Below are 23,811 nucleotides of genomic sequence, written 5' to 3' on the forward strand. Positions count from 1 at the left end.
TAGGAGAGAACCGTGACCTACTGTGTGGGTATCAGAACCAATGAAGCAACTATAATGATTTCCGACTCCCGCACCAGCGCCGGGGTGGATAACATTAGCAGCTATAGCAAAATGTGGCGGTATGGTATTCCCGGTGAACGTCAGTTTGTCATCTGTAGTGCGGGCAATCTGGCGACCACTCAGGCGGTCATCGCGGCGATCGAACGGGATATTAAGAACACTGCCGAGACCAGCTTGCTGACGGTTGCGGATATGCATCAGGCTGCCGAGTATATCGGTAAGGTGAGTGTTGCGGTTCAGGAAAAGGCCGGTGGGGGAGCGGTATTTGAAGCCACGTTTCTGCTGGCTGGCGAGATTCTCGGCTCGCTCAGTGGACTCTACATGATCTATGCACAGGGAAACTATATCGCCAGTTCGCGTCAGGTACCCTATCTGCAGATCGGTGAAATAAAATATGGTAAACCGATATTAGACCGGGTCATTCAGGAAAGCACCACCATTGACAGAGCGATCGTCTGCGGTCTGATTTCGATGGATGCGACGCTGAAAAGTAACCTGACCGTTGGCCCTCCGATTGAACTCTACATTCTTCAACATGGTAGCCTTACTTTAGGCCGTTACCGTTCATTCGGCGAAGACGATGAGTATATGAGGGATCTGCGCAAACTCTGGAACAAAGCGATGGAAAGTGCGGTAGATGCGATGCCGCGATTAACCCTGAGTTGAGCACGAACTGTATGGGGCACAGCATTGTGCCTGCACCACCTTAGAATGAAAATGCAGCCACACAGGCTGCATTTTTTTTGGTTGGCGTAGCCAAACACTGCTTCAGGTCAGGGTTTGATCGCTGAACTTAAGTAAACTGGAGCCGTGATTTGCAATGGCAGATTGAAGTTTAATGATGAATTCAACGTGCTGATTGAGGTATTCAGATGAAAATAGCAGTTGCCAGCAGAGATGGTATTTCGGTCGCCGGACATATCGGTAAATGCAAAAGCTGGATTATTTTTCAGTCGGACGCAATACATCAGATAAAACTGGTCGAGATGATCACTCTGCCCAGAGAGCTGGTGTTTCACTATTATAAGGATGATATGCCCCACCCGTTAGCCGATTGTGATGTGGTGATCGGTGCCAGCGCCGGAGATAATTTCGTGAATAAAATGGCTCTGCGGGGTATCAATGCCGTACTGACGGCTGAAGCAGACCCCGAAAAAGCAGTGGCTGATTATCTGAACAAGCAGGTTACTCCCCCGAAACCCCGCCCCATAGGCGGACTGGTGTGCAAAGTAAGGGATACTTTCTCATCACATAACTGATAGCTATCTGCAACGGGCAGTACTGAGCTTTCTATCCGGGCCTCTGTTTTCGGGGCTATCTTTCTGGTCGTGCTCTGGCTGCCTTCTGCCTTTTCTCAGACTCGCTACACTTAATGGCTCTTTTGCCACCACCCTTTTTCAAACTTCTTTTTAATCCTGTTGTTTTTATTTCAGCTATTGTTACCCGGTCGTTATGCGGCAGATATCGGTCGTAAAGACAGGAAACTCTCCGTGCGGATGCGCTAGAATGGTGGTTATATTTTGTGGCTGTATCAGCCTCGTTGTGTGAATTTATGGAGCCTGTGTCGACATGATCTCAGAACGTTGTATCGGTATTATTGGCGGCACTGGCCAGCTTGGTGCGGCCATCGCTCATGGGTTACTTCGCAGCGGGCTTGTTGCACCTGAGAAACTGTGGATCTCCAGCCGTTCAAATAATCGTGCCGGCTTTGAATCAGTGGAATCAAAAGCAGCGATACAGTTTACCACCTGTAATCAGGATCTGATCGACCACTGTGACATCGTGATTATCGCGGTACCACCTGCACTGTCAGCGACACTGGATATCCGGGTAGAGTCTCGCCACGGATTGCTAATCTCCGTGGCCGCGGGGGTTACCATTGAGCAGCTTCAGCATCGTACCGGCGCTGAGCGGGTGATCCGGGCGATGTCCAATCCTGCGGCGGAAAAAGGGCTGGCTTACTCCCCCTGGTGTGCCAGTAGTGAAGTGACGGCGGAGGATCGTGAAGCGACGCAGGCGCTGTTTAACGCGATTGGTCAGACAGATGAGGTTGCCAGTGAGGATCAGATCGATCAGTTCACTGCGCTGATCGGCCCGGTACCGGGGTTTGTCGCCTATTATGCGGATTGCATGGTGAATTATGCCGTTAAAACCGGTATCGATCCGGCCATAGCCGAACGGGCGGTACGGCAGCTTTTTCATGCCAGTGGGGTTGTCATGGCCACGGCAGAGGCTTCGCCAGCAGAGCAGGTTAAGGCTATGATTGACTATGCGGGCACCACCGCGGCGGGGTTAAATGCGATGCAGGCCTCACCGCTGGCCGATGCTATCGCAGAGGGGCTGGATGCTGCTTACAAGAAGTCACAGATTATATCGTCTGTTGATTGATGATCAGATCAGTTTATTTCTAAAAGGGTTGAGGATAGAGTATGGCCGGTGGCTGGGCGCGTGATGGCGCCGTTCAGGATCAGATTGATGCCAGTGTTGAAGATGCTGTTGCGCTGGCGCGCAGCCGTTTAAATGCGGGTTCCAGTGCGGCGGAAAGCTTAACCCACTGTGAAGAGTGTGATCAGCCTATTCCTGAGAAACGGCGGCAGGCGATTCCCGGCATCCGTCTCTGTATTAAGTGTCAGTCGGAGTTGGAAAAACAGCAGGTCAGCTCGGCTGGTATTAATCGCCGCGGTAGTAAAGACAGCCAGCTCAGATAGCCAGTCTGAGACTCAGAAAATAAGCTTCTGAAAATGAGCTCCTGAAAAAAAGGCCCTGAAAATGAGCCCCCTCAACAGTCGTTCAGGGCGGTTTTACATCTCACTGTAAAACCTGCCCAGCCTTTAATCTTTTCGAATCGTTTCAGAGATCTTTTACCAGTCGTAAGGCATCATAGATCGCCGCATGGGTATTACGTGCCGATACCGCATCACCGATACGGAATAAGCGGAATTTACCCGCGCTATTTTTTTCCAGGGTCTGAGGGGTGCCCGCAATCAGTTGATCGTAGTTCACTTCACCCAGGTTAACGGAATGGGGCTTGAGGTCGAAGTACAGATCATCCAGCGGCAGGGTGCCGTGGTTGACGACTACCTGATCGATGCGGCGGCTCTGAGTAAAATCGCGGCTACCGTCATCGTAGTCACTGCCGACTGTCGCCACCAGTTCATTGCCGTCACGGGCCACCGAGTGCAGACGGTAGGTGACGGTGAAGGTAACCTCCTTTTGCTGCAGGGTACGCATATAGGGTACCAGGTTCATCGCCATCACCTCGGGAGCAAAGCTGCGATCCGGTGTCATAATCTCGACTCTGGCACCGCTATTGGCGATGACCTCGGCGGCCTGCAGCGCTGCGTGGTCACCGGCATCATCGTACAGCAGCACATTGGTACCGGGTTTGACACTGCGGGAGATTATATCCCAGGCTGAAACCACCAGTTCATTACCGCTTTGCAGCACCTCGGTATCCGGCAGACCACCGGTGGCGATAATCACTTCATCGGGATCTTCCGCTAATACCGTGTCGGCTTCGGCATAGGTATTGAAGTGGAATCTCACCCCCATCGACTCACACTGCTGCATACGCCAGTCGATGATGCTGATCATCTCATGGCGACGTGGGCTTTGAGAGGTTAACAGGATCTGCCCGCCGGCATCATTGGCAGCTTCAAACACGACTACCTCATGGCCCCGTTCTGCGGCAACCCGGGCGGCTTCCAGCCCCCCGGGGCCGGCACCAACAATAACAACTTTTTTCTGCTGTGGTGCTTTTGCAATCTCGTGGGGCATGGTCAGTTCACGACCGGTTGCCGGATTGTGTATACAGTAGGCGGCTCCACCCTGATAGATGCGGTCAAGGCAGTAGTTGGCACCGACACAGGGGCGAATACTATCCTCTTTGCCTGCGATGATCTTACGCACAATATGGGGGTCGGTCATATGTGCCCGGGTCATACCCACCATATCGACCTTGCCGCTGGCGATAGCATAACGGGCGGTGGCAACATCCGGAATTTTTGCGGCGTGGAAGACCGGGAAGTCGGTTGCTGAGCGGATCTCGCCGGCGAAATCCAGATGGGGAGAGTTACGCATCCCCTGAATCGGGATCACATCGGTTAGCCCAGCATCGGTGTCGATGTGACCACGCACGACGTTGAGAAAGTCGACCATGCCACAGTCTTTCAGGCGTTGCGAGATGGACAGGCCATCCGCAGCGTTCAGACCGCCCGGCAGCATCTCATCGCCGGTATAGCGCAAGCCGACAATAAATTCATTGCCTACCCGTTGGCGGATCGATTTCAGCAGATCAAAGGTAAATCTGAGACGGTTATCCAGATCGCCACCGTAAGGTCCATCCAGCGTATTGGTCAGGGGAGACCAGAACTGATCCATCAGATGGCCATACGCCTGCAGTTCGATACCATCGAGGCCTGCCGCATACATCCGTTCAGCCGCGTCGGTGTAGTCTTTGATGATGCGATCGATATCCCAGTCTTCGATCTTTTTCGGGAACGCTTTATGAGAGGGTTCACGGTGATGGGACGGGGAGACTGCCGGCAACCACTCGCCTTTATCCCAGCGGGTACGGCGCCCCAGATGGGTCAGTTGAATCATCACTGCGGTGCCATGTTCATGACACTCGTCGGTCAGATCTTTCATCCAGGGCACAATCTCATCTTTATACACCAGCAGGTTATCGAAGACCGGTGGACTATCCAGCGATACCGCTGCAGAGCCGGCCGTCATTGTCAGCGCGACCCCCGCTTTGGCCCGTTCCACGTGATAGGCTCGATAGCGTTCAGTGGGCATCCCGTTTTCTGAGTAGGCCGGCTCGTGAGAGGTGATCATTATGCGGTTACGCAGCTGCAGATGTTTGAGTTGATAGGGTTGCAGTAGTGGATCGTTAGACATTTCAGCCTCTCCGGATAAGTTTTTTGTAGATAAACTCTCTACACATAAGTCTCTACAGATAAGTTCTCTACACTCTGTTTTGCTAAAAAATAGACATAATGTACATATATGTCAATAAATTGTTCATTGATGTTTTTCTCTCTGTATCAGGTAAACTGCTAAAGTCCTGTTCCCTAAACCCGGCAACACCGCCGGTAGGTTTACTTAGCTTCGACACTTATGTACATTTTGACTGTCCGGCCAATCTATCCGATTCCGCAGAGCAGAAGGAACAACCCTAACCTATGAGCAGTGCACTTGATAAAACGAATGCCGAAACATCCGCAGGCAGTGGCTGGCGCGGTTCGGCAGACCTCTGGTTGCAGGCCGCCTACGATACTGTGGTTGAGACCGGGGTTGATGCGGTACGTATTCAACCACTGGCTAAAAAGCTGAAGCTATCCCGCACCAGCTTTTACTGGTTTTTTAAAGATCGGGACGAACTGTTGAATGCCCTGTTGCAGAAGTGGCGGGATAAGAACAGTGGTAATCTGGTGGCGCAGTCACAGGCCTATGCCGAGACCATTGCGGAAGCGATCCTGAATGTATTTGATTGCTGGCTGAATCAGGATCTGTTTGATTCTCAGTTTGAGTTCGCTGTTCGCAGCTGGGCATTGCAGTCGGCAGAGGTTGCCGAGCAGATAGGTCTGGCGGATGAAGCGCGCCTGGAAGCGTTACGGCAGATGTTTATCCGTTTTGGCTATGAACCGCTGAAAGCCGATGTTCGCGCACGTACTATCTATCTGACACAGATCGGTTATATTTCGATGAAATCCGACGAAGATATCTCCACCCGATTGCAGCGGATCTCAGACTATGTCGAGATCTTTACCGGGCAGACACCGGAACCGCGGGAGCTGGAACGTTTCTATGCGCGACATAAACAGGCAGGGGATGACTGAGTATTGGGGGGAATGGGCTTTTTTATATCCCCCCTAACATCAACCGCGCTTGCTGACGGCAGGATGATAAAATCTGCTGTACCTGTTGTTGATCCTCCAGAGTTCTCGAAACCGCTACAGCCCCAATGATCATTGATGTGAGTGAGAAAACATCCTGGCTATTTTTCACCGTATCTCTGCCGGCATAGTCCAGAATCAGCTGATTCATTCTGGTATATACCTGGGCATAGGTTTTATGGGTCTCTTTATCCCGGGAGACGATATCGGTCGCCAGAAAAGCCAAAGGGCAGGGCCTTTCCCCATATACATGTTCAAGACTCAGATAGCCATCCAGCAGCACGCTCAGCCATTCCCGGGATGAGAGTCCTTCAGGTTTTATATCGGCCAGTTTGCTGTTTGACGCGGCAAACTTCAGCGCTTCTTTGTACAGTTCTGATTTACTTCTGAAATGTCCGTAAAAGGCTCCCCGGGTCAATGAGCAGTCCTGCATCACCCTGTCCACCGTCACGTTGTCAAAGCCTTTGGTTGAAAATAACCGGTAAGCGCTTTGCAGGATTTTCTCTCTGCTGTTTTGTTTATGTTCCCTTGAATAGGGCATAACGATTACTCATAAATATCTAAATATGATCTTTATCATATATAGATTCTTGTTAGCATCAAGAGTTATTAAATTGGGAGGATTAGAAATCATGATCTATGCAATCGCGGCAGTAACCTTGTTAACAATCTTAATCGGAGTTCTGCTGGTCAGAGAGAGATTATCCAGCGTCCGCAACGGTGAGGTTCCTGCAGGCTATTTTAAACTGATGCAGGGTGAAGCCCTGCCTGAGCAGATGATTAAAACCGGCCGATGTTACAACAACATGTTTGAGGTACCCTGCCTTTTTTACGTGGTTGGCACGCTGTATATCGTATCGGGGGTGGAGAACACGGCGGGGCTTCTACTTGCCTGGGCGTTTGTTCTTTTCAGGTCTGCACAGGCCTGGGTTCATCTGACCAGTAATAAAGTCCTCTATCGTATGTACCTGTATGGTGGTGGGATTCTATGTGTATTACTGCTATGGATTAATCTGCTTATCGAGCAGATCTAGCTACCAGGACCGTGTGAATCCGCTAGCGTCAGGCTTACGGCTTCAGGTTCTCATCGGCGGGATGAGTTTGTTTCCATAGTGGCTGTCCCAGCAAGATCATTGTTATCAGTAAGCCTAGCAAGAGTGCGTAAAGCATTGCACTGCCCAGGCAGTAGATAAACACCCCGCAGGCTATCAGGCTGATCGCTATTGCTGGCCTGCAACGTTTATCCAGTAACTTCCACGCGGCCAGCATTGAAGCGGAATACACCACCACAAAGGAACCGTTTACCCAATGGGCCATCAAGGTGAAGTTCATTCTGGCCAGATAGCTGAGCAACAGCATCAGTGCAGAGATCAGTATAAAGGTGATCAGTGCTGTCGTGGGGACCCTGTATTGGTTAAGTGAGCGTAACTGATGGGGCAGGATGCCATCGTGACTGAAACTCCAGGCCAGACGGGAGAGACTGGCAAAATAGATATTGATCATCGCGATGCCGCTGATAAAGCCTAAGCCTCCGATAATCCAGCGACCACTGTTGCCAAACTGCATCTCAAACAGGCCGACCATTGCCAGCGGGTGATCGGGGGCCTGCATCGATAGCCAGGTGCAACCGATATAGATCAGACCTACCAGCAAAACGCCGGTCAGGGTTGCCGGGATATAATCTTTTTGCACATCTTTGAATTCACTCGCCAGATGGGTGACGGCTTCTATACCCAGAAAGCTCCAGATACCCAGCCCTATCGCCTGCATCAGGCCGCTGTAATCGCCCATAATAACAGACTGAGACCTGATGGACGTGGCATCGGTGATGGGTGTCTGAATCAGTGTCGTCGCCAGCATCAGGGCAACCACCAACAGAATGGTCAGGGTCAGTCCCATCTGAATACGGCCCGAGAGCTGTAGTCCCCGACGGTTAATATAAAACAGCAGTAAAAAAACCAGCAGCTCGCCACAGAGTTGTTGTTCTGGTGAAAGCGTAATGATGGGTTCCAGAAACTTGAATGTCATCACCAGGGCTGCTGCAGCGCCGGGAGGCACAGAGAACAGAAACAGCAACCCGATAACCCTGCTGGCTAGGGGGCCGAACGCCCGCTCAACAAAATAAGCGGGGCCAGCGGCGTGGGTGAAGCGTCGTCCCAGTTGGGCAAATACCCAGGTGAGTGGCAGAATACCCAGCAACAGAATAACCCAGGCCCAGATCGCTTTATCGCCGGCTGCAACGATGGTCAGTTGTGGCAGAATAAAGACCCCGGTTCCCAGCAGAGTGGTGGCAATCAGTCCCATCCCTTGCCAGCGGGTTATTGTTTGATTTAGCCTAGGCATCCTTTAGTCCAGATAACGTATAGTGTGTCAGTAGAGTGTACGACCGATGTTAAAATCGTTACGTCGTGGTTTACTGTCAATCTGTAGGTTTTTCACTATATTGCCGACGTTTTGCATACTCAGGTTAACCCATGGATAGTTTTGATCAGAAAATAATCGCCGCACTTCGGCAAAATGCCCGGCAGAGCGTTTCCGCTATTGCTGAACAGGTAAATCTGTCCCGCCCAGCCGTCTCTGAACGGATAAAACGAATGGAGGAGCAGGGCGAGATTCTGGGCTATCAGGTGCTGACCTCGACTAAGGCCGACGAAAGTGGGCCTCTGAGAGCCTATTTTGAAATTAAGCACGGTGGTTATAAATGCCGTCCGCTGGTTCAGTTGGTGATGCAGTACCCTGAAGTAAAGTACTGTCATGGTATTAGCGGCGAAGTGGATCTTCTGGTGTATATCGAATTTTCAGAGATGCAGCGTCTGCACGATATTCTTGCTGAAATTGATAATAAATTACCCCAGGGCGCTAAGATTGTCACCCATATGGTACTGCAAACCTGGGAGCAATCACCCGGTTGATGCTCATCAGCGATCCCCAGGTGTTTTCACTTATTACCCGTTCTTGCTTCTGAGCTCGACGGTATTGCCTTCAGGGTCCTGAATATAAGTGGATAGTCCGAAGCCTTCACTGCCATAGCGTTCTGTGAAATCCCCGAAGGCTATTTTATGCTTTTTGAGGTGCTCGCGGATCTCATCTTCAGTGATCGGCTCAAGCAGCAGGCAGAAATGGTCCATATTATTCTCTGTTGCTGTCGGAGGGCCGCCACCTTCGCGTCCTAACTCACTGTCGACCATCACCAGATCGATCAGCGCATCCCCTGCGCGTAGTTGCACCAATCCTGTTTCCGGCGGTAGGGCCCGTTCAACGATACAGCCCAGGACTCCGCAATAAAACGCCAGCATCTCCCCCAGCCGGGTAGTGCGTAATACGATATGATCAATTCCGGCAATGTTAAGTGCCATATTCACCTCTGCTAAAACTGTGTCAGGTAATCGTTTAGTCACTATAAACTAAATTAAACGGTTGCGGTTTTAAAGCTCTTATACGACCAGGCGCCGACCTGCAGTTTGCGATATTGGGTGGGTGATATACCCATCACCTTCTTGAAAACGCGGGAGAAGTAATAAGCGTCTTCATAGCCCACCATAAAGGCCACCTCTGCAATGGTTCTGCTACTGATATCCAGCAGGTGACAGGCGCGTTCAATTTTCAGATGGATAAAGTGGTTGATCGGTGTGGTGCCGGTGATATCTCTATACTTCTTAATAAAGTGATATTTTGACAGGTTAACGCTGGCCGCCAGGGTATCGATATCCAGCTGTTCATGAATACGAGCCTGCATCAGGCTGTGAATTTTTTCCAGATCAAAACTGTCGGCATCCTGGCTGCGTACCAGCGGCTGTAGCAGCGCAATATGGGTGAGTATCTGCCGCAACTGGTTTGCCGCATTGATAAAGGCGTTCAGATGGTAGCTGCTATGTCGTGCTTCCAGCAGGGCATCGAACTCACTCACCAGACTACTGTGCAGCCCTAAGTGAACCACCGGTTTCTGTTCTGAGATTTGCAGATGAGTAATAAAGTCATCTGCCAGCGCCCCTTCAAAATGACACCAGTAGATGGTCCAGGGGATATTCAGACTGGATGCATATTGATGAGCTGTGCCCCGGGGTAACACAATCAGATCACCGCTATTTACCGCAATATTCTTCTGGTTAACGCGAATTTTACCTTTGCCATCGAGGCAATATATCAGTAGATGATCATCATGTTCCAGGCGCTCCATACGGTGGCCTTCTGCCTCTTTATAATAGCCGGCGCCGAGTGGGTAAAGATCCTTTGAAAGCTTGTTATTACTGAGTTTTTCGATGATTTTGTGGGGTATGATAAAGCGGATGCTCTGGGGCGGAAGAGGCCAGTTTGACGGTGTGCTCATCGGGTCTGCTCGACTAAGGTAGTATAGGGTATAAAGGGTTTGTAAGGGTATTCATGTATTAAATAGCAATATAGTCCATTAATATAGCAACATTATGAATCATCTGCAGTCAGAAGCTGTGCTTTAATTGAATCCATGGTGCCCCCTCTGTATTCGGGAAAACGGTCCTGTTCTAACCGTGACAAAAACAAGCAAGAACTGAATTATAAAAACTGAACTATAAAAAAGGTGCAAAACATGTCTCAGCAAGTCCCTCTACTGATCAATGGTGAACTGGTTCAGAGCCGCAGTGAAAACTGGATTCCGGTAACCAACCCTGCCACCCAGGAAGTCATTGCTCAGGTACCTTGTGCGACGCCTGCCGAAGTAGATCAGGCGGTCGAAGCCGCAAAAGCCGCGTTTGAATCCTGGAAAGAGACCCCTGTCGGTGAGCGTGCCCGTCTGATGCTGCGTTATCAGGCGTTGCTGAAAGAGAATCATGATCAGATTGCTGAGCTGCTGTCACAGGAAACCGGTAAAACCTTTGAAGACGCTAAGGGGGATGTGTGGCGCGGTATCGAAGTGGTCGAGCACGCCTGCAATATTGCTTCACTGAGCATGGGGGAGACGGTTGAAAACGTGGCCCGCAAGATCGACTGCTACAGCATCACTCAACCACTGGGTGTCTGTGTGGGTATTACCCCGTTTAACTTCCCGGCGATGATTCCTCTGTGGATGTTCCCCATGGCAATTGCCTGTGGTAACACCTTTGTCCTGAAACCATCCGAACAAGACCCGCTGACGCCGATGCGTCTGGCAGAGCTGTTTAAAGAAGCCGGTGCCCCGGATGGTCTGCTGCAGGTAGTTCACGGCACCAAAGATGTTGTTGATCAGTTGCTGACGCACAAAGATACGCCAGCGATCTCTTTCGTTGGTTCTGTCGCGGTCGGTGAGCATATCTACCGTACCGGTACTGATAAGATGAAGCGGGTACAGGCGTTTGCCGGGGCTAAGAACCATATGGTGATTATGCCGGATGCCGCTAAGAATCAGGTGGTCAACAGCATTGCCGGAGCCTCTGTCGGTGCCGCAGGTCAGCGCTGTATGGCAATTTCGGTCGCCGTATTTGTCGGTAATTCACGGGAGTGGATTCCAGAGGTTCGTGATGCCCTGGCTAAAGTGCGCCCCGGTGCCTGGAATGACCCTGAAGCGGGTTATGGCCCACAGATTAACCCACAGGCCAAACAACGAATCCTGAACTTTATTCAGGAAGGTAAAGATGCTGGTGCCGAGTGTATTCTGGATGGTTCTGAGTGTGTCGTTGAAGGATTTCCCGACGGGAACTGGGTTGGCCCAACCATGTTCAGAGGCGTCACCCGGGATATGTCCATCTATCAGGAAGAGATCTTTGGGCCGGTACTGATTACACTGGAAGTGGATACCATTGAAGAAGCGATCGCACTGATCAACGAAAACCCTTACGGTAATGGTACTTCCATCTTTACCTCATCCGGTGCAGCTGCGCGTAAGTATCAGCACGAGATTAAAGTGGGTCAGGTTGGTATCAACGTACCGGTACCCGTGCCACTGCCTATGTTCTCGTTCACTGGTTGGAGAAAATCGTTCTACGGTGATCAGCATGCCTATGGGAAGCAAGCAGTTAAGTTCTACACCGAGACTAAAACCGTCACTGCACGCTGGTTTGAGGATGATATTGATACCGGGGTTAACACCACGATACATCTGAAATAATTTTTGTCGCCTGAGCTATTGCGCTTGGTGACTCTGCGTTAAAAGCTGGCTTAAAGTGCTCAGCGGCAGTTAACTGCCACAACGTCCGAAGGACGGCCCGTAAGGGTGAGCTTTGCGAATATTGACAACAGTCAACTCCGCCTTTGCGCCAGCTTTTGCCTTGATTCACCGGCGCTCATTACGCTCAGCCAACAAAAATGGGATTAGTCGTTAAATACACTCTGACTCTTCAGAGTAATAATAAGAATCTACCTGTGTTAAGTACGGAGCATCTATGGATTTTGAACTGAATGAGGAACAGGTGGCGTTTGCCGATATGGCGCGCGCGTTTGCTCAGAATGAACTGGAACCCAATGCCGGGGAGTGGGATCTGCAGCAGACCTTTCCCGTTGATGTGCTGAAAGCCGCGGGAGAGCTCGGTTTCTGCGGCCTCTATTCCCATGAGGATGTTGGCGGTCTGGGCCTGAGCCGGTTAGATTCCAGCATTATCTTTGAACAGCTGGCGATGGGATGTACCTCGACCACCGCCTTTATCACGATTCATAATATGGCCACCTGGATGATCTCCGAGTTTGGCGCAGAGGATGTGCGTCAGCAGTGGTGTCCGCAACTGACCGCCGGTGAGAAGCTGGCCTCCTACTGCCTGACGGAACCCAATGCCGGTTCCGATGCCGGATCATTGAAAACCTCTGCCCGCCGTGATGGCGATGACTATCTGTTGAACGGCAGCAAAATCTTCATCTCTGGTGCCGGTGCAACCGACTGCCTGGTGGTGATGGCGCGTACGGGAGAGGAAGGGCCGAAAGGGATCTCCGCGTTTGCCGTTGATGCCACACTGCCCGGCATCACCTATGGCCGTAAAGAGGAGAAGATGGGCTGGAATAGTCAGCCAACCCGGATGATTACCTTTGAGGATGTGCGTATTCCAGCTTCGGCGCTTCTTGGTCAGGAAGGCGATGGTTTCAGGATCGCGATGCGGGGCCTGGATGGTGGGCGCATCAATATCGCCACCTGCTCTGTGGGTACCGCTCAGCAGGCGTTGAATAAAGCCACCGAATATATGCATGAACGAAAGCAGTTTGGTCAGTCGTTGGCGAACTTCCAGGCGTTGCAGTTTAAACTGGCTAACGCTGCCACCGAGTTGGTGGCTGCCAGGCAGATGGTGCGTATGGCGGCAGCCCGTCTGGATAATAACCATCCGGATAAAACCACCTACTGTGCGATGGCGAAGCGTTTTGCCACTGATGTTGGTTATAACGTTGCCGATGAAGCGCTGCAGATTTTTGGGGGGAACGGTTATATCAAAGAGTATCCGATGGAACGCTTCCTGCGGGATAACCGGGTGCACCGGATTCTTGAAGGCACTAACGAGATTATGAATGTGATTATCGCCCGTCGTTTGCTAATGCAAAATGCCGCAGAGCTGCTGTAAATCGCGGGTTAGATTAACCAGAACCGGGGTTGTTAGCTTCCCGGATAAAGAACAGAGTTGAACAGAAAGGAAGATCACCATGACCGACAAGCTGATAGTTGAGAAGCGGGGCAGTATTGCCTTGCTGACAATGAATAATCCGCCAGCTAATACCTGGACAGAAGAGAGTCTTAAAGGGCTTAAAACGCTGGTGGAAGAGCTGAACGCTGATCGTGATATCTATAGTCTGGTGATTACCGGACAGGGCAAAAAATTCTTCTCAGCCGGAGCGGATCTGAACCTGTTTGCCGAGGGCGATCGCAGTGTAGCCCGGGATATAGCGCGTTATTTTGGTGAAGCGTTTGAAACCCTGAGCCAGTTCCGCGGGGTCTCTATCGCAGCCATCAATGGTTTTGCCATGGGCGGTGGTCTGGAGGTCGCACTGGCCTGTGATATCCGTATCGCCGAAGAGCAGTCACAGATGGCGCTGCCGGAAGCCAAAGTAGGCTTGCTGCCCTGTGCTGGTGGCACCCAGAACCTCACTATGCTGGTGGGTGAGGGCTGGACCAAACGGATGATCCTCTGCGGTGAGCGCATTAAAGCCGCGAAAGCTCAGGAGATAGGCCTGGTGGAAGAGGTTGTGCCGCAGGGGCAGGCGTTGGAAAAAGCGTTGGAGCTGGCGGCAAACGTGGCTCAGCAGAGCCCAACCGCAGTAGCGTCCTGCAAGCAGCTGATCCAGAACAACCGCACCCAGCACTGGAGTGCCGGTTATATTCTCGAGCGGGAACTGTTTGTCGATCTGTTCTTTACCGAAGATCAGAAAGAGGGGGTGAATGCCTTCCTGGGTAAACGTGCCCCACAGTGGAAAAACCGCTAAGCGGCATACAGGAGAGAATTGATGAGCTGTGTACTGTTTAATGAATACCCGACCCGCGACGGCAAAAAAATTGTTGAGATCCAGCTGAACGCAGAACGGAGTCTGAATGCGCTGACGCTGGAGATGATCGATCTGATTCAGCCAAAACTGGATCAATGGAAAACCGATGATGCCGTGGTTGCTGTGCTCCTCGATAGCGCCGGAGAGAAAGCCTTCTGCGCCGGAGGTGATGTGGTCAACCTGTACAAGTCGATGACCGGTGATGGTGATCCGCAGTTTCCAACCGATTTTTTTACCCGGGAATATATTCTCGATTACACCATTCACACCTATCCCAAGCCGATTATCTGTTGGGGTCATGGCATTGTGATGGGCGGTGGTATGGGGCTGATGAACGGCTGTAGCCACCGTATCGTCACCGAGAAAACTCATATGGCGATGCCTGAAGTGACTATCGGCCTTTATCCTGATGTTGGTGGTAGTTGGTTTTTGAACCATATGCCGGGTCGTACCGGTCTGTTTCTGGGCCTCACCGGCAACCCGATGAATGCCGCAGATGCCTTGTTCCTGGGGCTGGCGGATCGGTTTATCGCCGCAGAGCTGCGTAGCCAGATGCTGGATGGACTACAGGCTGAAAGCTGGGAGGGTTGTGCCCATGCTGCCACCAATCGGGTGCTGCGCGACCTGGAGCAGCAGTCTCAGGCGGCGTTTAATGCGGACTCACCGGTGCAGAATCACTACTCGTTTATTCAGCAGATTACCGACAAAGACTCTCTGCCGGAGCTGGTTGAAGGTTTATTGGCCGTCGACAGCGATGACAAGTGGATCAATCGGGCACAGAAAGCGATCAGTCATGGTAGTCCACTGGCGATTCATATCATCAGGCAGCAGATGGAAGTGACTAAGCATATGTCACTGAAACAGGTGTTTGAAAGTGAAATGATTCTGTCGGTACAGTGCTGTAAGCAGCGGGAGTTTCCCGAAGGTGTACGGGCACTATTAGTGGATAAAGATGGTGCTCCGCAATGGATTTATAAGACAGTCGGGGAAGTTGATCCGGCATTTGTCGATCAGTTCTTCGAATCCCCGTGGGAGGTTAACCCACTGGCGTCACTCTAATTTAGCCGTTTAACAAGAACGTTAATAAGAATTAAAAGAGGCAAAGTGTTATGGCAACTATCGGATTTATCGGTCTGGGCAACATGGGCGGACCCATGGCGATCAACCTGCTGAAAGCAGGTCATGAAGTAAAGGCGTTTGACCTGTCTCAGACAGCAGTAGAGCATGTCGTATCAGAGGGCGGCACCGCTGTGGTTTCTGCGGTTGAGGCGGCTACCGGTGCTGATTTTGTGATCTCCATGCTGCCTGCCGGAGTGCATGTGCAGGGGTTATATCTGACAGGGGAGGCTCCGCTGCTGGATGTGGTCTCTGACAATGCGTTGATTATTGATTCCTCTACCATTGATGCCGCCACGGCTCAACGGGTTTCGGCGGCGGCCGCCGAACGGGGACTGAGCTTTATCGATGCACCGGTATCCGGTGGTGTCGGTGGCGCTATCGCCGGAACCCTGGCGTTTATGGTCGGTGCCACCGATGAGCAGTTTGCTAAAGCAAAACCGGTTCTGGAGTGTATGGGTAAGAATATTTTCCATGCCGGTCAGAGCGGTGCAGGCCAGATCGCCAAAGCGTGCAACAATATGATGCTGTCGATTTTGATGGCGGGTACCAGTGAAGCGCTGAACATGGGGATGAAAAATGGCCTCGATCCGGCGGTGCTCTCTGAAATTATGAAGCAGAGTTCCGGCAATAACTGGGCGCTGCAGGTGTATAACCCGGTACCGGGGGTGATGGAAGGGGTGCCTTCTTCAAACAATTATCAGGGCGGTTTTCAGGTCGATCTGATGTTTAAGGATCTGGGGCTGGCGATGGAGCTGAGTCAGCAGAGTAATTCGCCGGTGCCGATGGGATCAGCGGCGCGCTCACTGTTCTCGCTGCATAAGTCCAAAGGCAACGGCGGTCTGGATTTCTCCAGCATCCTGAAGCTCTATCAGGACAGCTGATTTTCTTATGATTTGACATCAGCAACCACATACTGCCGGTAATGCCAGCCGGCAGACTCCCTCTATAAAAACAAAACCGGAGTAGGTCATGGGTTACAACGACGAATACCGGGCTGCACAGCAGAATCCCGAAGCATACTGGGCTGAGCAGGCTAAACGGATCAACTGGTTTAAACAACCTGAAACGATCCTCCAAAAAACCGCCAACGGCACTTTCTGCTGGTATCCCGATGGTGAGCTCAACAGCTGCTATCTGGCACTGGATCAGCATCTGCAAACCCGCGGCGATCAGGTTGCCCTCTATTACGATTCCCCTGCGACCAGCAGTAAACAACAGATCACCTACCGCGAACTGCATCAGAAAGTGGCGCTGTTTGCCGGAACCCTGAAAAAGCTGGGTGTGGAGAAAGGCGATACCGTGGTGATCTATATGCCGATGATCCCCGAGGCGGCTGTGGCGATGCTTGCCTGTGCCCGTTTAGGCGCGGTGCATTCGGTGGTGTTTGGTGGTTTTGCCGCCAATGAGATGGCGATCCGCATCGATGATGCGAAACCCAAACTGATTCTGACTGCATCCTGCGGTATCGAGTTTGATAAGAAAATTGCCTATAAACCCCTGGTCGATAAAGCGATTGATCTGGCAACTCATCAGCCCGCCTATACGATTGTCTGTCAGCGGCCGATGTTGCCGGCAGAGATGAATCCGGAACGTGACCTGGACTGGTATGGGTGTCAGGAAGGCGTTGAGCCTGCCGATTGTGTGCCCGTGAAAGGCAGCGACCCGCTCTATATTCTCTATACCTCAGGCACCACTGGGGCGCCGAAAGGGATCGTGCGGGATAACGGAGGCCACGCCGTGGCGCTTAACTATGCGCTGCATAATGTCTATGGCATGAACCCCGGTGATGTCTGGTGGGGAGCCTCGGATATTGGCTGGGTAGTGGGACACTCCTTTATTGTTTATGGCCCGCTGATGGGCGGCTGCAGTGCGATCTTCTTTGAAGGTAAACCGATCAAAACCCCTGACGCCGGAACTTTCTGGCGGGTGATCGATGAGTATCGGGTGAATTCCATGTTCTGTGCACCGACCGCATTCCGGGCGATTCGCAAGGAAGATCCTGAAGGTGAGCTGGCGCAGAAGTATGACCTTTCCAGCCTTAACTGGGTGTTTGTTGCCGGTGAAAAGCTCGATTCCTCCACCTATCAGTGGCTTGATGGGCTGTTGCAGGTGCCGGTGATCGATCACTGGTGGCAGACCGAAACCGGCTGGCCCATGACTGCGCCAATGATGGGCTGGGATAACCCCTCAGCGGCCCGGCTGGGATCAACCAATAAACCGATTCCCGGTTATGATATTCAGGTGGTTGATGGCGAGGGACAGCTGGTTGAGCCGAATGAAACCGGTAATATTGTGGTCACCCTACCGATGCCGCCGGGGGTTGCCTGGGATATCTGGAATCAACCGCAGCGGTTTACGGATTCCTATCTCACCGCTTTTCCGGGCTATTACCACACCGGCGATGGTGGCTTCAAAGATGAAGATGGCTACGTTTACATCACCGGGCGCACCGATGATGTGATCAATGTCTCCGGTCATCGCTTGTCAACGGGTGAGATGGAAGAGGTGGTCTCGTCCCATCCTGCAGTGGCCGAGTGTGCGGTGATCGGTGTCAACGACACCCTCAAAGGCCAGGTTCCCGCCGGGCTGATTGTGCTGAAGGCGGGTGTGGAAATGGATGAGTCACAGCTGGAAACTGAACTGGTGCAGATGGTGCGTGATCAGGTGGGGGCGCTGGCCTGCTTCCGCCGGGCTGTTGTGGTACAACGTCTGCCGAAAACCCGTTCCGGCAAGATTTTGCGTGCCATTCTGCGCAAGATAGCAGCCAGTGATGAGTATAAGATGCCGTCTACCATTGATGATGAGAGTATTCTGGCAGAGATTACTGAGATGATGGATCGCGCGGGGATGAGGTAAGAGCCGTTGCTCGTAGCTCGACGTCACAAAAGGCGAGACTTGTCCGTTGCTCGATAAAAGCCTTCATTTAAGTGAAGGTCTGAATTTGAGTGATGAACTTTGTAAGAAAGTTGTTGCATAGGTTTTGTGCTGGGCAATAACGAGCAACGGGATCCTCCCCTTTTAGGGTTGTTGTGTAATAACGGTCTCGCTGTAGAATGAAAGCAAGCCCATGTTTTTTCTGGGTAGAAGAAACTTTATTGATAATAGACATGCAAAGGCGGTAGACAGATGAAAGTGCTGGTAACTGTCAAACGTGTTATCGACTACAACGTAAAAGTACGCGTTAAGTCGGATAACAGTGACGTTGATCTGAATAATGTGAAAATGGCGATGAATCCCTTTTGTGAGATCGCTGTAGAGGAAGCCGTACGTCTGAAGGAAGCGGGTGTCGCATCTGAAGTTGTAGTGGTCTCTCTGGGACCCCAGGCTGCACAGGAGCAGCTCCGTACCGCTCTGGCGCTGGGCGCTGATCGGGGGATTCTGGTGCAGTCCGATGAAAACCTGGAATCTCTGACAGTCGCCAAACTGCTGGCTAAGGTGATCGGGGAGGAGCAGCCAGGGCTGGTGATCATGGGTAAGCAGGCGATCGACACTGATAACAACCAGACCGGTCAGATGCTGGCTGCTCTGACGGGGATGCCTCAGGGTACCTTTGCATCTGAAGTTAAAGTGTCCGGTGATAAGGTTCAGGTCACCCGTGAAGTAGATGGTGGTCTGCAAACGGTTGAACTGACTATGCCGGCGATTGTTACCACCGATCTTCGTCTGAATGAGCCCCGCTATGCTTCTCTGCCCAATATCATGAAAGCCAAGCGCAAACCGTTGGAAACCAAAACCCCGGAGGATCTGGGCGTGGCGGTTAAAGCACATACTCAGCTGTTGAAAGTTGAGCCACCTGCACAGCGTCAGGCGGGTATTAAGGTTGCCTCCGTGGAGGAGCTGGTGGACAAACTGAAGAATGAAGCGAAGGTGATCTGATGGCTATTCTGATTATTGCTGAACACGATAACCAATCACTTAAAGGTGCAACCCTTAACGCGGTTACAGCCGCCACTCAGATCGGTGGGGATGTCCATATTCTGGTGGCTGGAGCCGGATGTCAGGCGGTTGCTGATGCGGCTTCAGCAGTGGCGGGTGTGAGTAAAGTACTGCTGGCTGATAATGCGGCTTATGAGCATCAACTGGCAGAAAATGTCAGCCTGCTGGTCGCTGAACTGGGAACTGATTACAGCCATGTTATCGCACCGGCGACCACGGCGGGTAAAAACCTGATGCCACGGGTGGCCGCTTTGCTGGATGTTGCTCAGCTTTCCGATGTGATCCGTGTTGATAGCGAAGATACCTTTGCCCGGCCTATCTATGCTGGCAATGCGATTGCTACCGTTAAATCCCTGGATGCAATCAAAGTGATTACTATCCGCGGCACCGGTTTTGATGCAGCTGCGGCTGAAGGTGGTTCAGCTGTTATAGAGGCGGTTACCGCGGTCCATGACGCCGGTATCTCAACCTTTATCGGCGAAGAGATGGCTAAGAGTGATCGTCCGGAGCTGACCGCAGCGAGTGTTATCGTTTCCGGTGGCCGGGGCATGGGTAATGGTGAGAACTTTGCACTGCTTGAGTCTCTGGCGGATAAACTGGGGGCGGCTGTGGGGGCTTCCCGGGCAGCGGTCGATGCCGGCTTTGTGCCGAATGATATGCAGGTGGGTCAAACCGGTAAAATTGTTGCGCCAGATCTGTATATTGCGGTTGGTATCTCCGGGGCGATTCAGCACCTGGCCGGGATGAAAGACTCCAAAGTTATTGTTGCCATTAACAAAGATGAAGAGGCTCCGATCTTCTCTGTGGCGGATTATGGTCTGGTGGCTGATCTGTTTGATGCGGTGCCTGAGCTGGATGGCAAACTGTAGGTTTTTTCCCTGGATATCTGCTTAGTTGTTGATAAGTAGTGGTTGACGCTGTTGGGTGGTAAAGCCACCTTTGACAGGATAAGAGCTCGCTTTTTTCAGTAAAAGCGGGCTTTTTTTATAGCTGTTCAGAGCGCTTTAGCTGTATTAGAAGACTAAAATCGGGTATCTTTACCGGCTGTTTCAGACATCGATTTCAAGAACGATATCAATAATCTCTGCTGGGGGCGGGTAAGCGAGCCGGACAGAGAGAATGACAAGTAAAGTGGATCCATAATGATTATCAAACCGAAGATTCGTGGCTTTATCTGTACCACAACACATCCCACAGGTTGTGAGCGCAATATTCAGGAACAGATCGATTACACCAAAGCGCAGGGACCGATCAAAAACGGACCCAAGCGGGTGCTGGTGATCGGTTCTTCCAGCGGTTACGGTATGTCGTCACGCATCTCCGCCGCATTTGGTTGTGGTGCAGCCACCATCGGTGTGTTTTTTGAAAAGCCCGCCAGCGACAGAAAGACCGGTACAGCCGGTTGGTATAATGCGGCTTTTTTCGATCAGAAAGCCCATGAAGCGGGTCTCTATGCCAAGAGCCTGAATGGTGATGCTTTCTCCAATGAAGCTAAACAGAAAACTATTGATCTGATTAAAGAGGATCTGGGACAGATCGATCTGGTGGTCTACTCGCTGGCTTCTCCTGTTCGTAAGCTGCCGGAAACCGGAGAGGTCATCCGTTCCTGCCTGAAGCCTATCGGCGAAACTTATCGTTCTACCGCCATTGATACAAACAAAGATGTGATTATCGAGGCTGAAGTTGAACCCGCCACCGAGCAGGAAGTAGCTGATACCGTCACCGTTATGGGCGGGCAGGACTGGGAGCTGTGGATCAACGCGCTGGATGATGCCGGAGTCCTTGCTGAAGGGTGTAAGACCGTCGCCTACAGCTATATCGGTACCGATATTACCTGGCCTATCTACTGGGATGGTGCTCTGGGGCAGGCGAAGAAAGATGTGGACCGCGCAGCGGCGGCGCTCAACAGTAAACTGTCAGAGAAGGGCGGTAGTGCCAACGTTGCGGTGCTAAAATCAGTTGTCACCCAGGCCAGTTCTGCGATTCCTGTGATGCCTTTGTATCTTTCTATGGTGTTTAAGATTATGCGCGCAGAGGGGGTTCATGAAGGTTGTATGGAACAGGTGTTCCGTCTGTTCAACACCGCTATTGCCGGTGATACTGGCAAAATGGACGATGAAAACCGGATGCGCATGGACGACTGGGAACTGCGGGATGATATTCAGCAGAAATGTCGCGAGCTGTGGCCGACGATTACCACAGAGAACCTGTTTGAAAAGACTGACTATCAACTGTATAAGGATGAGTTTCTGAAACTGTTTGGGTTCGGTGTCGCGGGCGTTGATTATGATGCGGATGTCAGCCCACTGGTTGAATTTGATGTCATCGATATCTGACAGGCCAGTGTTATCTGTCTGAAATGAAAAGCGGCACTGGGCCGCTTTTTTGTGTGTGTGTCTTCGACTCGCTTCTGAAAACTCTGACGTTGAGACAAATCAACGATGAACACGAAATGGTGACTCATAACTTTGATAACTGATGGGTTTGTGTGTGTAATAGAGTTATTCCATTTATAAAGTGAGTGATCCTGATGACTGTGTCGATTAGCAAGCGTCTTACGATTATGGGGACTGCCCCCGTTATCCTCTTAGCGGTTATTCTGCTGATATTGACTGTTTTTGAAAATAATGAGTTGCGCCATGAACAGCTTCAGGTCACAGAGAGCAAGCTGTTAGAGATGAAACGTGCAGAGTTGGAGTCGCTGAATAAGGTTGCACTGAACTCCATCAAGCATATCTATGATGCGGGGGGAGAGTTGAAAGATGCTCTGCCGATTCTGCGGGCACTTAAGTATGGTAAGAATGGCTACTTTTTTGGCTATACCGATAAAGGTGAGCGGGTCTTTATGGGGGAGATGGATAAGTCGATTGGTAAAAATTTCTGGGATCTGCAAGACTCCAATGGCGTATATATTATCCGAGAGTTGGTCAAAGCGGGTAAGCAGGGGGGCGGTTTTGTAACCTATTATTTCCCCAAACCGGGTCAGGATATAGCCGAAGCGAAACTCTCATATGCTCTCTATCTGGACCGCTGGAATCTGATGATAGGCGCGGGCTTTTATCTTGATGATGTCAAAGCGATCCTGGCAGACGTTGATACTGCGTCCTTAAATAGTCTTGATACGCTGTTGATCTACTTTGCTCTGGCTAGCGTCGTTCTGGTGGTGCTGGCAGTTATCTTCAGTTCAGTTGTCAAAGCGTCGATTATGCGCCCCCTGTACAGTATTAATGAATCGATGAAATCGTTGTCCACTGGAGAGGGGGATCTGACCTCCCGCCTCAAAATTGATGGGGATCATGAGCTGGGTGATCTGGCCCAGAGCTTTAACCGGTTTATTGAAACCCTGCAGAAGATGGTCGGCGAAGTAATTGCACTGTCTGCCGGAGTGACTCAGCGCTCTTCAGCGATCAGTAAACAGATGGAGCAGGTCTCCAATCTGTTGCACCAACAGCAGGTACAGATTGAACACTCCGCTTCGGCGATGTCACAGATGTCGGCCACGGCTCAGGATATCGCCCATAACACTGCGGAAACTGCAAACTCCACCAATGAGTCCCGGGATAACCTCAATCAGGCCGAAGGCAGTGTGGTTGAACTGACCGGAGCGGTGAAAACACTGGCAGATGATGTCGCGGGCTCTAACCAGGCTATTTCGACGCTGGAGAATAACGTGCAGGATATTATCTCCGTAGTTGGCGTCATCCAGGAGATAGCGGAACAAACCAACCTGTTAGCACTGAATGCGGCGATCGAAGCGGCCCGGGCGGGTGAGCAGGGTCGTGGTTTTGCGGTAGTGGCCGATGAAGTGCGTACGCTGGCAACCCGCACTCAGGCGAGCACTTTGCAGGTTCATGAGAGTATCGAAAAGCTCAAGTTGGCATCCAGTGATGCCGTCAAAACGATGCAGCACAGTTTTAAACAGTCGGATCTGGCGGTAACCCAGTCAGAGAAGGGGATGTCAGAACTGTCAAAAGTGTCCGGACATATGGACCTGATTCAGGAGATGTCTGTGGTGATCGCCACGGCCGCAGAAGAGCAGAGCCAGGTGTGTGAAAACCTGAATCAGACCGTGACCGAGATTGCTGGCCATTCGGAGATGTCTTCACAGATCGCCCGGGAGAATAATCAGGCGGTACAGGATCTGGCCCAGGAGGCAGGTAAGCTGCAGAAACTGGTGGGCCGGTTTAAAGTCGCATAAGTCGTTTTAATTCTCGCTATTTCATTCAGGGGCTTCGGCCCCTTTTTTGTGAGCTGAGTTTTGTGGGCAGAGAGTTATGTTGTCAGTGCAGATGAATAAAACGTTGTTGTCAGCAGTGTGACTGAACCTGTCTTTCAGCGGCGTAGTAAACAGAGTAAAAATACTTATATAGAGGTCAGGTTAGAATTTCTTCCT

Annotated in this window: 22 protein-coding genes; 17 read left to right on the forward strand and 5 right to left on the reverse strand. The window is 51.5% G+C overall.

Annotated features, from left to right (window positions below):
* Positions 1 to 12: 12 nt before the first annotated feature.
* The 4 genes from OCU43_RS08075 to OCU43_RS08090 all read left to right on the forward strand — a co-directional run bounded on the left by OCU43_RS08075 (position 13) and on the right by OCU43_RS08090 (position 2,768).
* The gene (locus tag OCU43_RS08075) at positions 13 to 726 is read left to right on the forward strand and encodes an Ntn hydrolase family protein (protein ID WP_091353229.1); all 714 of its coding nucleotides are present in this window, start codon (positions 13 to 15) and stop codon (positions 724 to 726) included.
* Positions 727 to 932: 206 nt separating this feature from the next.
* Entirely contained in the window at positions 933 to 1,319 is a 387-nt protein-coding gene (locus OCU43_RS08080) for a NifB/NifX family molybdenum-iron cluster-binding protein (RefSeq protein WP_091353232.1), read from the forward strand.
* Positions 1,320 to 1,629: 310 nt separating this feature from the next.
* On the forward strand, positions 1,630 to 2,448 hold the full coding sequence (locus OCU43_RS08085) for a pyrroline-5-carboxylate reductase family protein (RefSeq protein WP_091353234.1): 819 nt from the start codon (positions 1,630 to 1,632) through the stop codon (positions 2,446 to 2,448).
* Between the two features lie 41 nt (positions 2,449 to 2,489).
* Positions 2,490 to 2,768 carry a DksA/TraR family C4-type zinc finger protein gene (locus OCU43_RS08090; protein WP_091353237.1) on the forward strand — a complete coding sequence of 93 codons (279 nt, stop codon included), beginning with the start codon at positions 2,490 to 2,492 and terminating at the stop codon, positions 2,766 to 2,768.
* A gap of 142 nt (positions 2,769 to 2,910) precedes the next feature.
* On the opposite strand, the gene OCU43_RS08095 is transcribed toward OCU43_RS08090, so the two are convergent.
* On the reverse strand, positions 2,911 to 4,959 hold the full coding sequence (locus tag OCU43_RS08095; RefSeq protein WP_091353239.1) for an NADH:flavin oxidoreductase: 2,049 nt from the start codon (positions 4,957 to 4,959) through the stop codon (positions 2,911 to 2,913).
* A gap of 284 nt (positions 4,960 to 5,243) precedes the next feature.
* On the opposite strand from OCU43_RS08095, the gene OCU43_RS08100 reads away from it, so the two are divergent.
* Entirely contained in the window at positions 5,244 to 5,900 is a 657-nt protein-coding gene (locus OCU43_RS08100) for a TetR/AcrR family transcriptional regulator (RefSeq protein ID WP_091353240.1), read from the forward strand.
* 22 nt (positions 5,901 to 5,922) lie between these two features.
* Here OCU43_RS08100 and OCU43_RS08105 read toward each other — a convergent pair whose 3' ends face one another.
* Complete coding sequence (locus OCU43_RS08105) at positions 5,923 to 6,498, reverse strand: TetR/AcrR family transcriptional regulator (RefSeq protein ID WP_091353243.1); 576 nt, start codon at positions 6,496 to 6,498, stop codon at positions 5,923 to 5,925.
* Positions 6,499 to 6,589: 91 nt separating this feature from the next.
* On the opposite strand from OCU43_RS08105, the gene OCU43_RS08110 reads away from it, so the two are divergent.
* Positions 6,590 to 6,991 (forward strand): MAPEG family protein, encoded by a 402-nt coding sequence (locus OCU43_RS08110; RefSeq protein ID WP_175483414.1) that lies wholly within the window; start codon positions 6,590 to 6,592, stop codon positions 6,989 to 6,991.
* A gap of 34 nt (positions 6,992 to 7,025) precedes the next feature.
* On the opposite strand, the gene yjeH is transcribed toward OCU43_RS08110, so the two are convergent.
* Positions 7,026 to 8,300: an L-methionine/branched-chain amino acid transporter gene (yjeH, locus tag OCU43_RS08115; protein ID WP_091353249.1), complete on the reverse strand. Its 1,275-nt coding sequence runs from the start codon at positions 8,298 to 8,300 to the stop codon at positions 7,026 to 7,028.
* Between the two features lie 131 nt (positions 8,301 to 8,431).
* Between yjeH and OCU43_RS08120 the strand changes: the two genes are divergently transcribed.
* Positions 8,432 to 8,869: an Lrp/AsnC family transcriptional regulator gene (locus tag OCU43_RS08120; protein WP_091353252.1), complete on the forward strand. Its 438-nt coding sequence runs from the start codon at positions 8,432 to 8,434 to the stop codon at positions 8,867 to 8,869.
* A 33-nt stretch (positions 8,870 to 8,902) separates the two neighbouring features.
* Here the strand turns inward: OCU43_RS08120 and OCU43_RS08125 are convergent, their stop codons facing one another.
* Together OCU43_RS08125 and OCU43_RS08130 are read right to left on the reverse strand one after the other, a co-directional pair.
* Positions 8,903 to 9,313: a VOC family protein gene (locus tag OCU43_RS08125; protein ID WP_091353255.1), complete on the reverse strand. Its 411-nt coding sequence runs from the start codon at positions 9,311 to 9,313 to the stop codon at positions 8,903 to 8,905.
* A gap of 53 nt (positions 9,314 to 9,366) precedes the next feature.
* Positions 9,367 to 10,284, reverse strand: coding sequence for an AraC family transcriptional regulator (locus tag OCU43_RS08130; protein WP_175483415.1), 918 nt, complete (start codon positions 10,282 to 10,284; stop codon positions 9,367 to 9,369).
* Positions 10,285 to 10,521: 237 nt separating this feature from the next.
* Between OCU43_RS08130 and OCU43_RS08135 the strand changes: the two genes are divergently transcribed.
* From OCU43_RS08135 to OCU43_RS08180, 10 genes are all read left to right on the forward strand, one after another.
* Positions 10,522 to 12,015 (forward strand): CoA-acylating methylmalonate-semialdehyde dehydrogenase, encoded by a 1,494-nt coding sequence (locus OCU43_RS08135; protein ID WP_091353258.1) that lies wholly within the window; start codon positions 10,522 to 10,524, stop codon positions 12,013 to 12,015.
* A gap of 274 nt (positions 12,016 to 12,289) precedes the next feature.
* A complete protein-coding gene (locus tag OCU43_RS08140) occupies positions 12,290 to 13,447 on the forward strand; it encodes an acyl-CoA dehydrogenase family protein (RefSeq protein WP_091353260.1) in 1,158 nt (385 codons plus the stop codon).
* A 79-nt stretch (positions 13,448 to 13,526) separates the two neighbouring features.
* Positions 13,527 to 14,303, forward strand: coding sequence for an enoyl-CoA hydratase (locus OCU43_RS08145; RefSeq protein WP_091353262.1), 777 nt, complete (start codon positions 13,527 to 13,529; stop codon positions 14,301 to 14,303).
* A gap of 21 nt (positions 14,304 to 14,324) precedes the next feature.
* Entirely contained in the window at positions 14,325 to 15,422 is a 1,098-nt protein-coding gene (locus OCU43_RS08150) for an enoyl-CoA hydratase/isomerase family protein (RefSeq protein WP_091353265.1), read from the forward strand.
* Positions 15,423 to 15,472: 50 nt separating this feature from the next.
* On the forward strand, positions 15,473 to 16,363 hold the full coding sequence (gene mmsB, locus OCU43_RS08155; protein ID WP_091353267.1) for a 3-hydroxyisobutyrate dehydrogenase: 891 nt from the start codon (positions 15,473 to 15,475) through the stop codon (positions 16,361 to 16,363).
* Positions 16,364 to 16,451: 88 nt separating this feature from the next.
* Entirely contained in the window at positions 16,452 to 18,338 is a 1,887-nt protein-coding gene (locus OCU43_RS08160; protein WP_091353269.1) for an AMP-binding protein, read from the forward strand.
* Between the two features lie 270 nt (positions 18,339 to 18,608).
* The gene (locus tag OCU43_RS08165; protein WP_091353271.1) at positions 18,609 to 19,358 is read left to right on the forward strand and encodes an electron transfer flavoprotein subunit beta/FixA family protein; all 750 of its coding nucleotides are present in this window, start codon (positions 18,609 to 18,611) and stop codon (positions 19,356 to 19,358) included.
* Positions 19,358 to 20,287: an electron transfer flavoprotein subunit alpha/FixB family protein gene (locus OCU43_RS08170; protein ID WP_091353273.1), complete on the forward strand. Its 930-nt coding sequence runs from the start codon at positions 19,358 to 19,360 to the stop codon at positions 20,285 to 20,287. The genes OCU43_RS08165 and OCU43_RS08170 overlap by 1 nt, the downstream gene beginning before the upstream one ends.
* A 273-nt stretch (positions 20,288 to 20,560) precedes the next feature.
* Positions 20,561 to 21,754, forward strand: coding sequence for an enoyl-ACP reductase FabV (gene fabV, locus OCU43_RS08175; protein WP_091353275.1), 1,194 nt, complete (start codon positions 20,561 to 20,563; stop codon positions 21,752 to 21,754).
* Between the two features lie 194 nt (positions 21,755 to 21,948).
* Positions 21,949 to 23,616 carry a methyl-accepting chemotaxis protein gene (locus OCU43_RS08180; RefSeq protein ID WP_091353277.1) on the forward strand — a complete coding sequence of 556 codons (1,668 nt, stop codon included), beginning with the start codon at positions 21,949 to 21,951 and terminating at the stop codon, positions 23,614 to 23,616.
* Positions 23,617 to 23,811: the final 195 nt, after the last annotated feature.

This window comes from Amphritea atlantica (assembly GCF_024347255.1).
Taxonomy (GTDB): Bacteria; Pseudomonadota; Gammaproteobacteria; order Pseudomonadales; family Balneatricaceae; genus Amphritea; species Amphritea atlantica.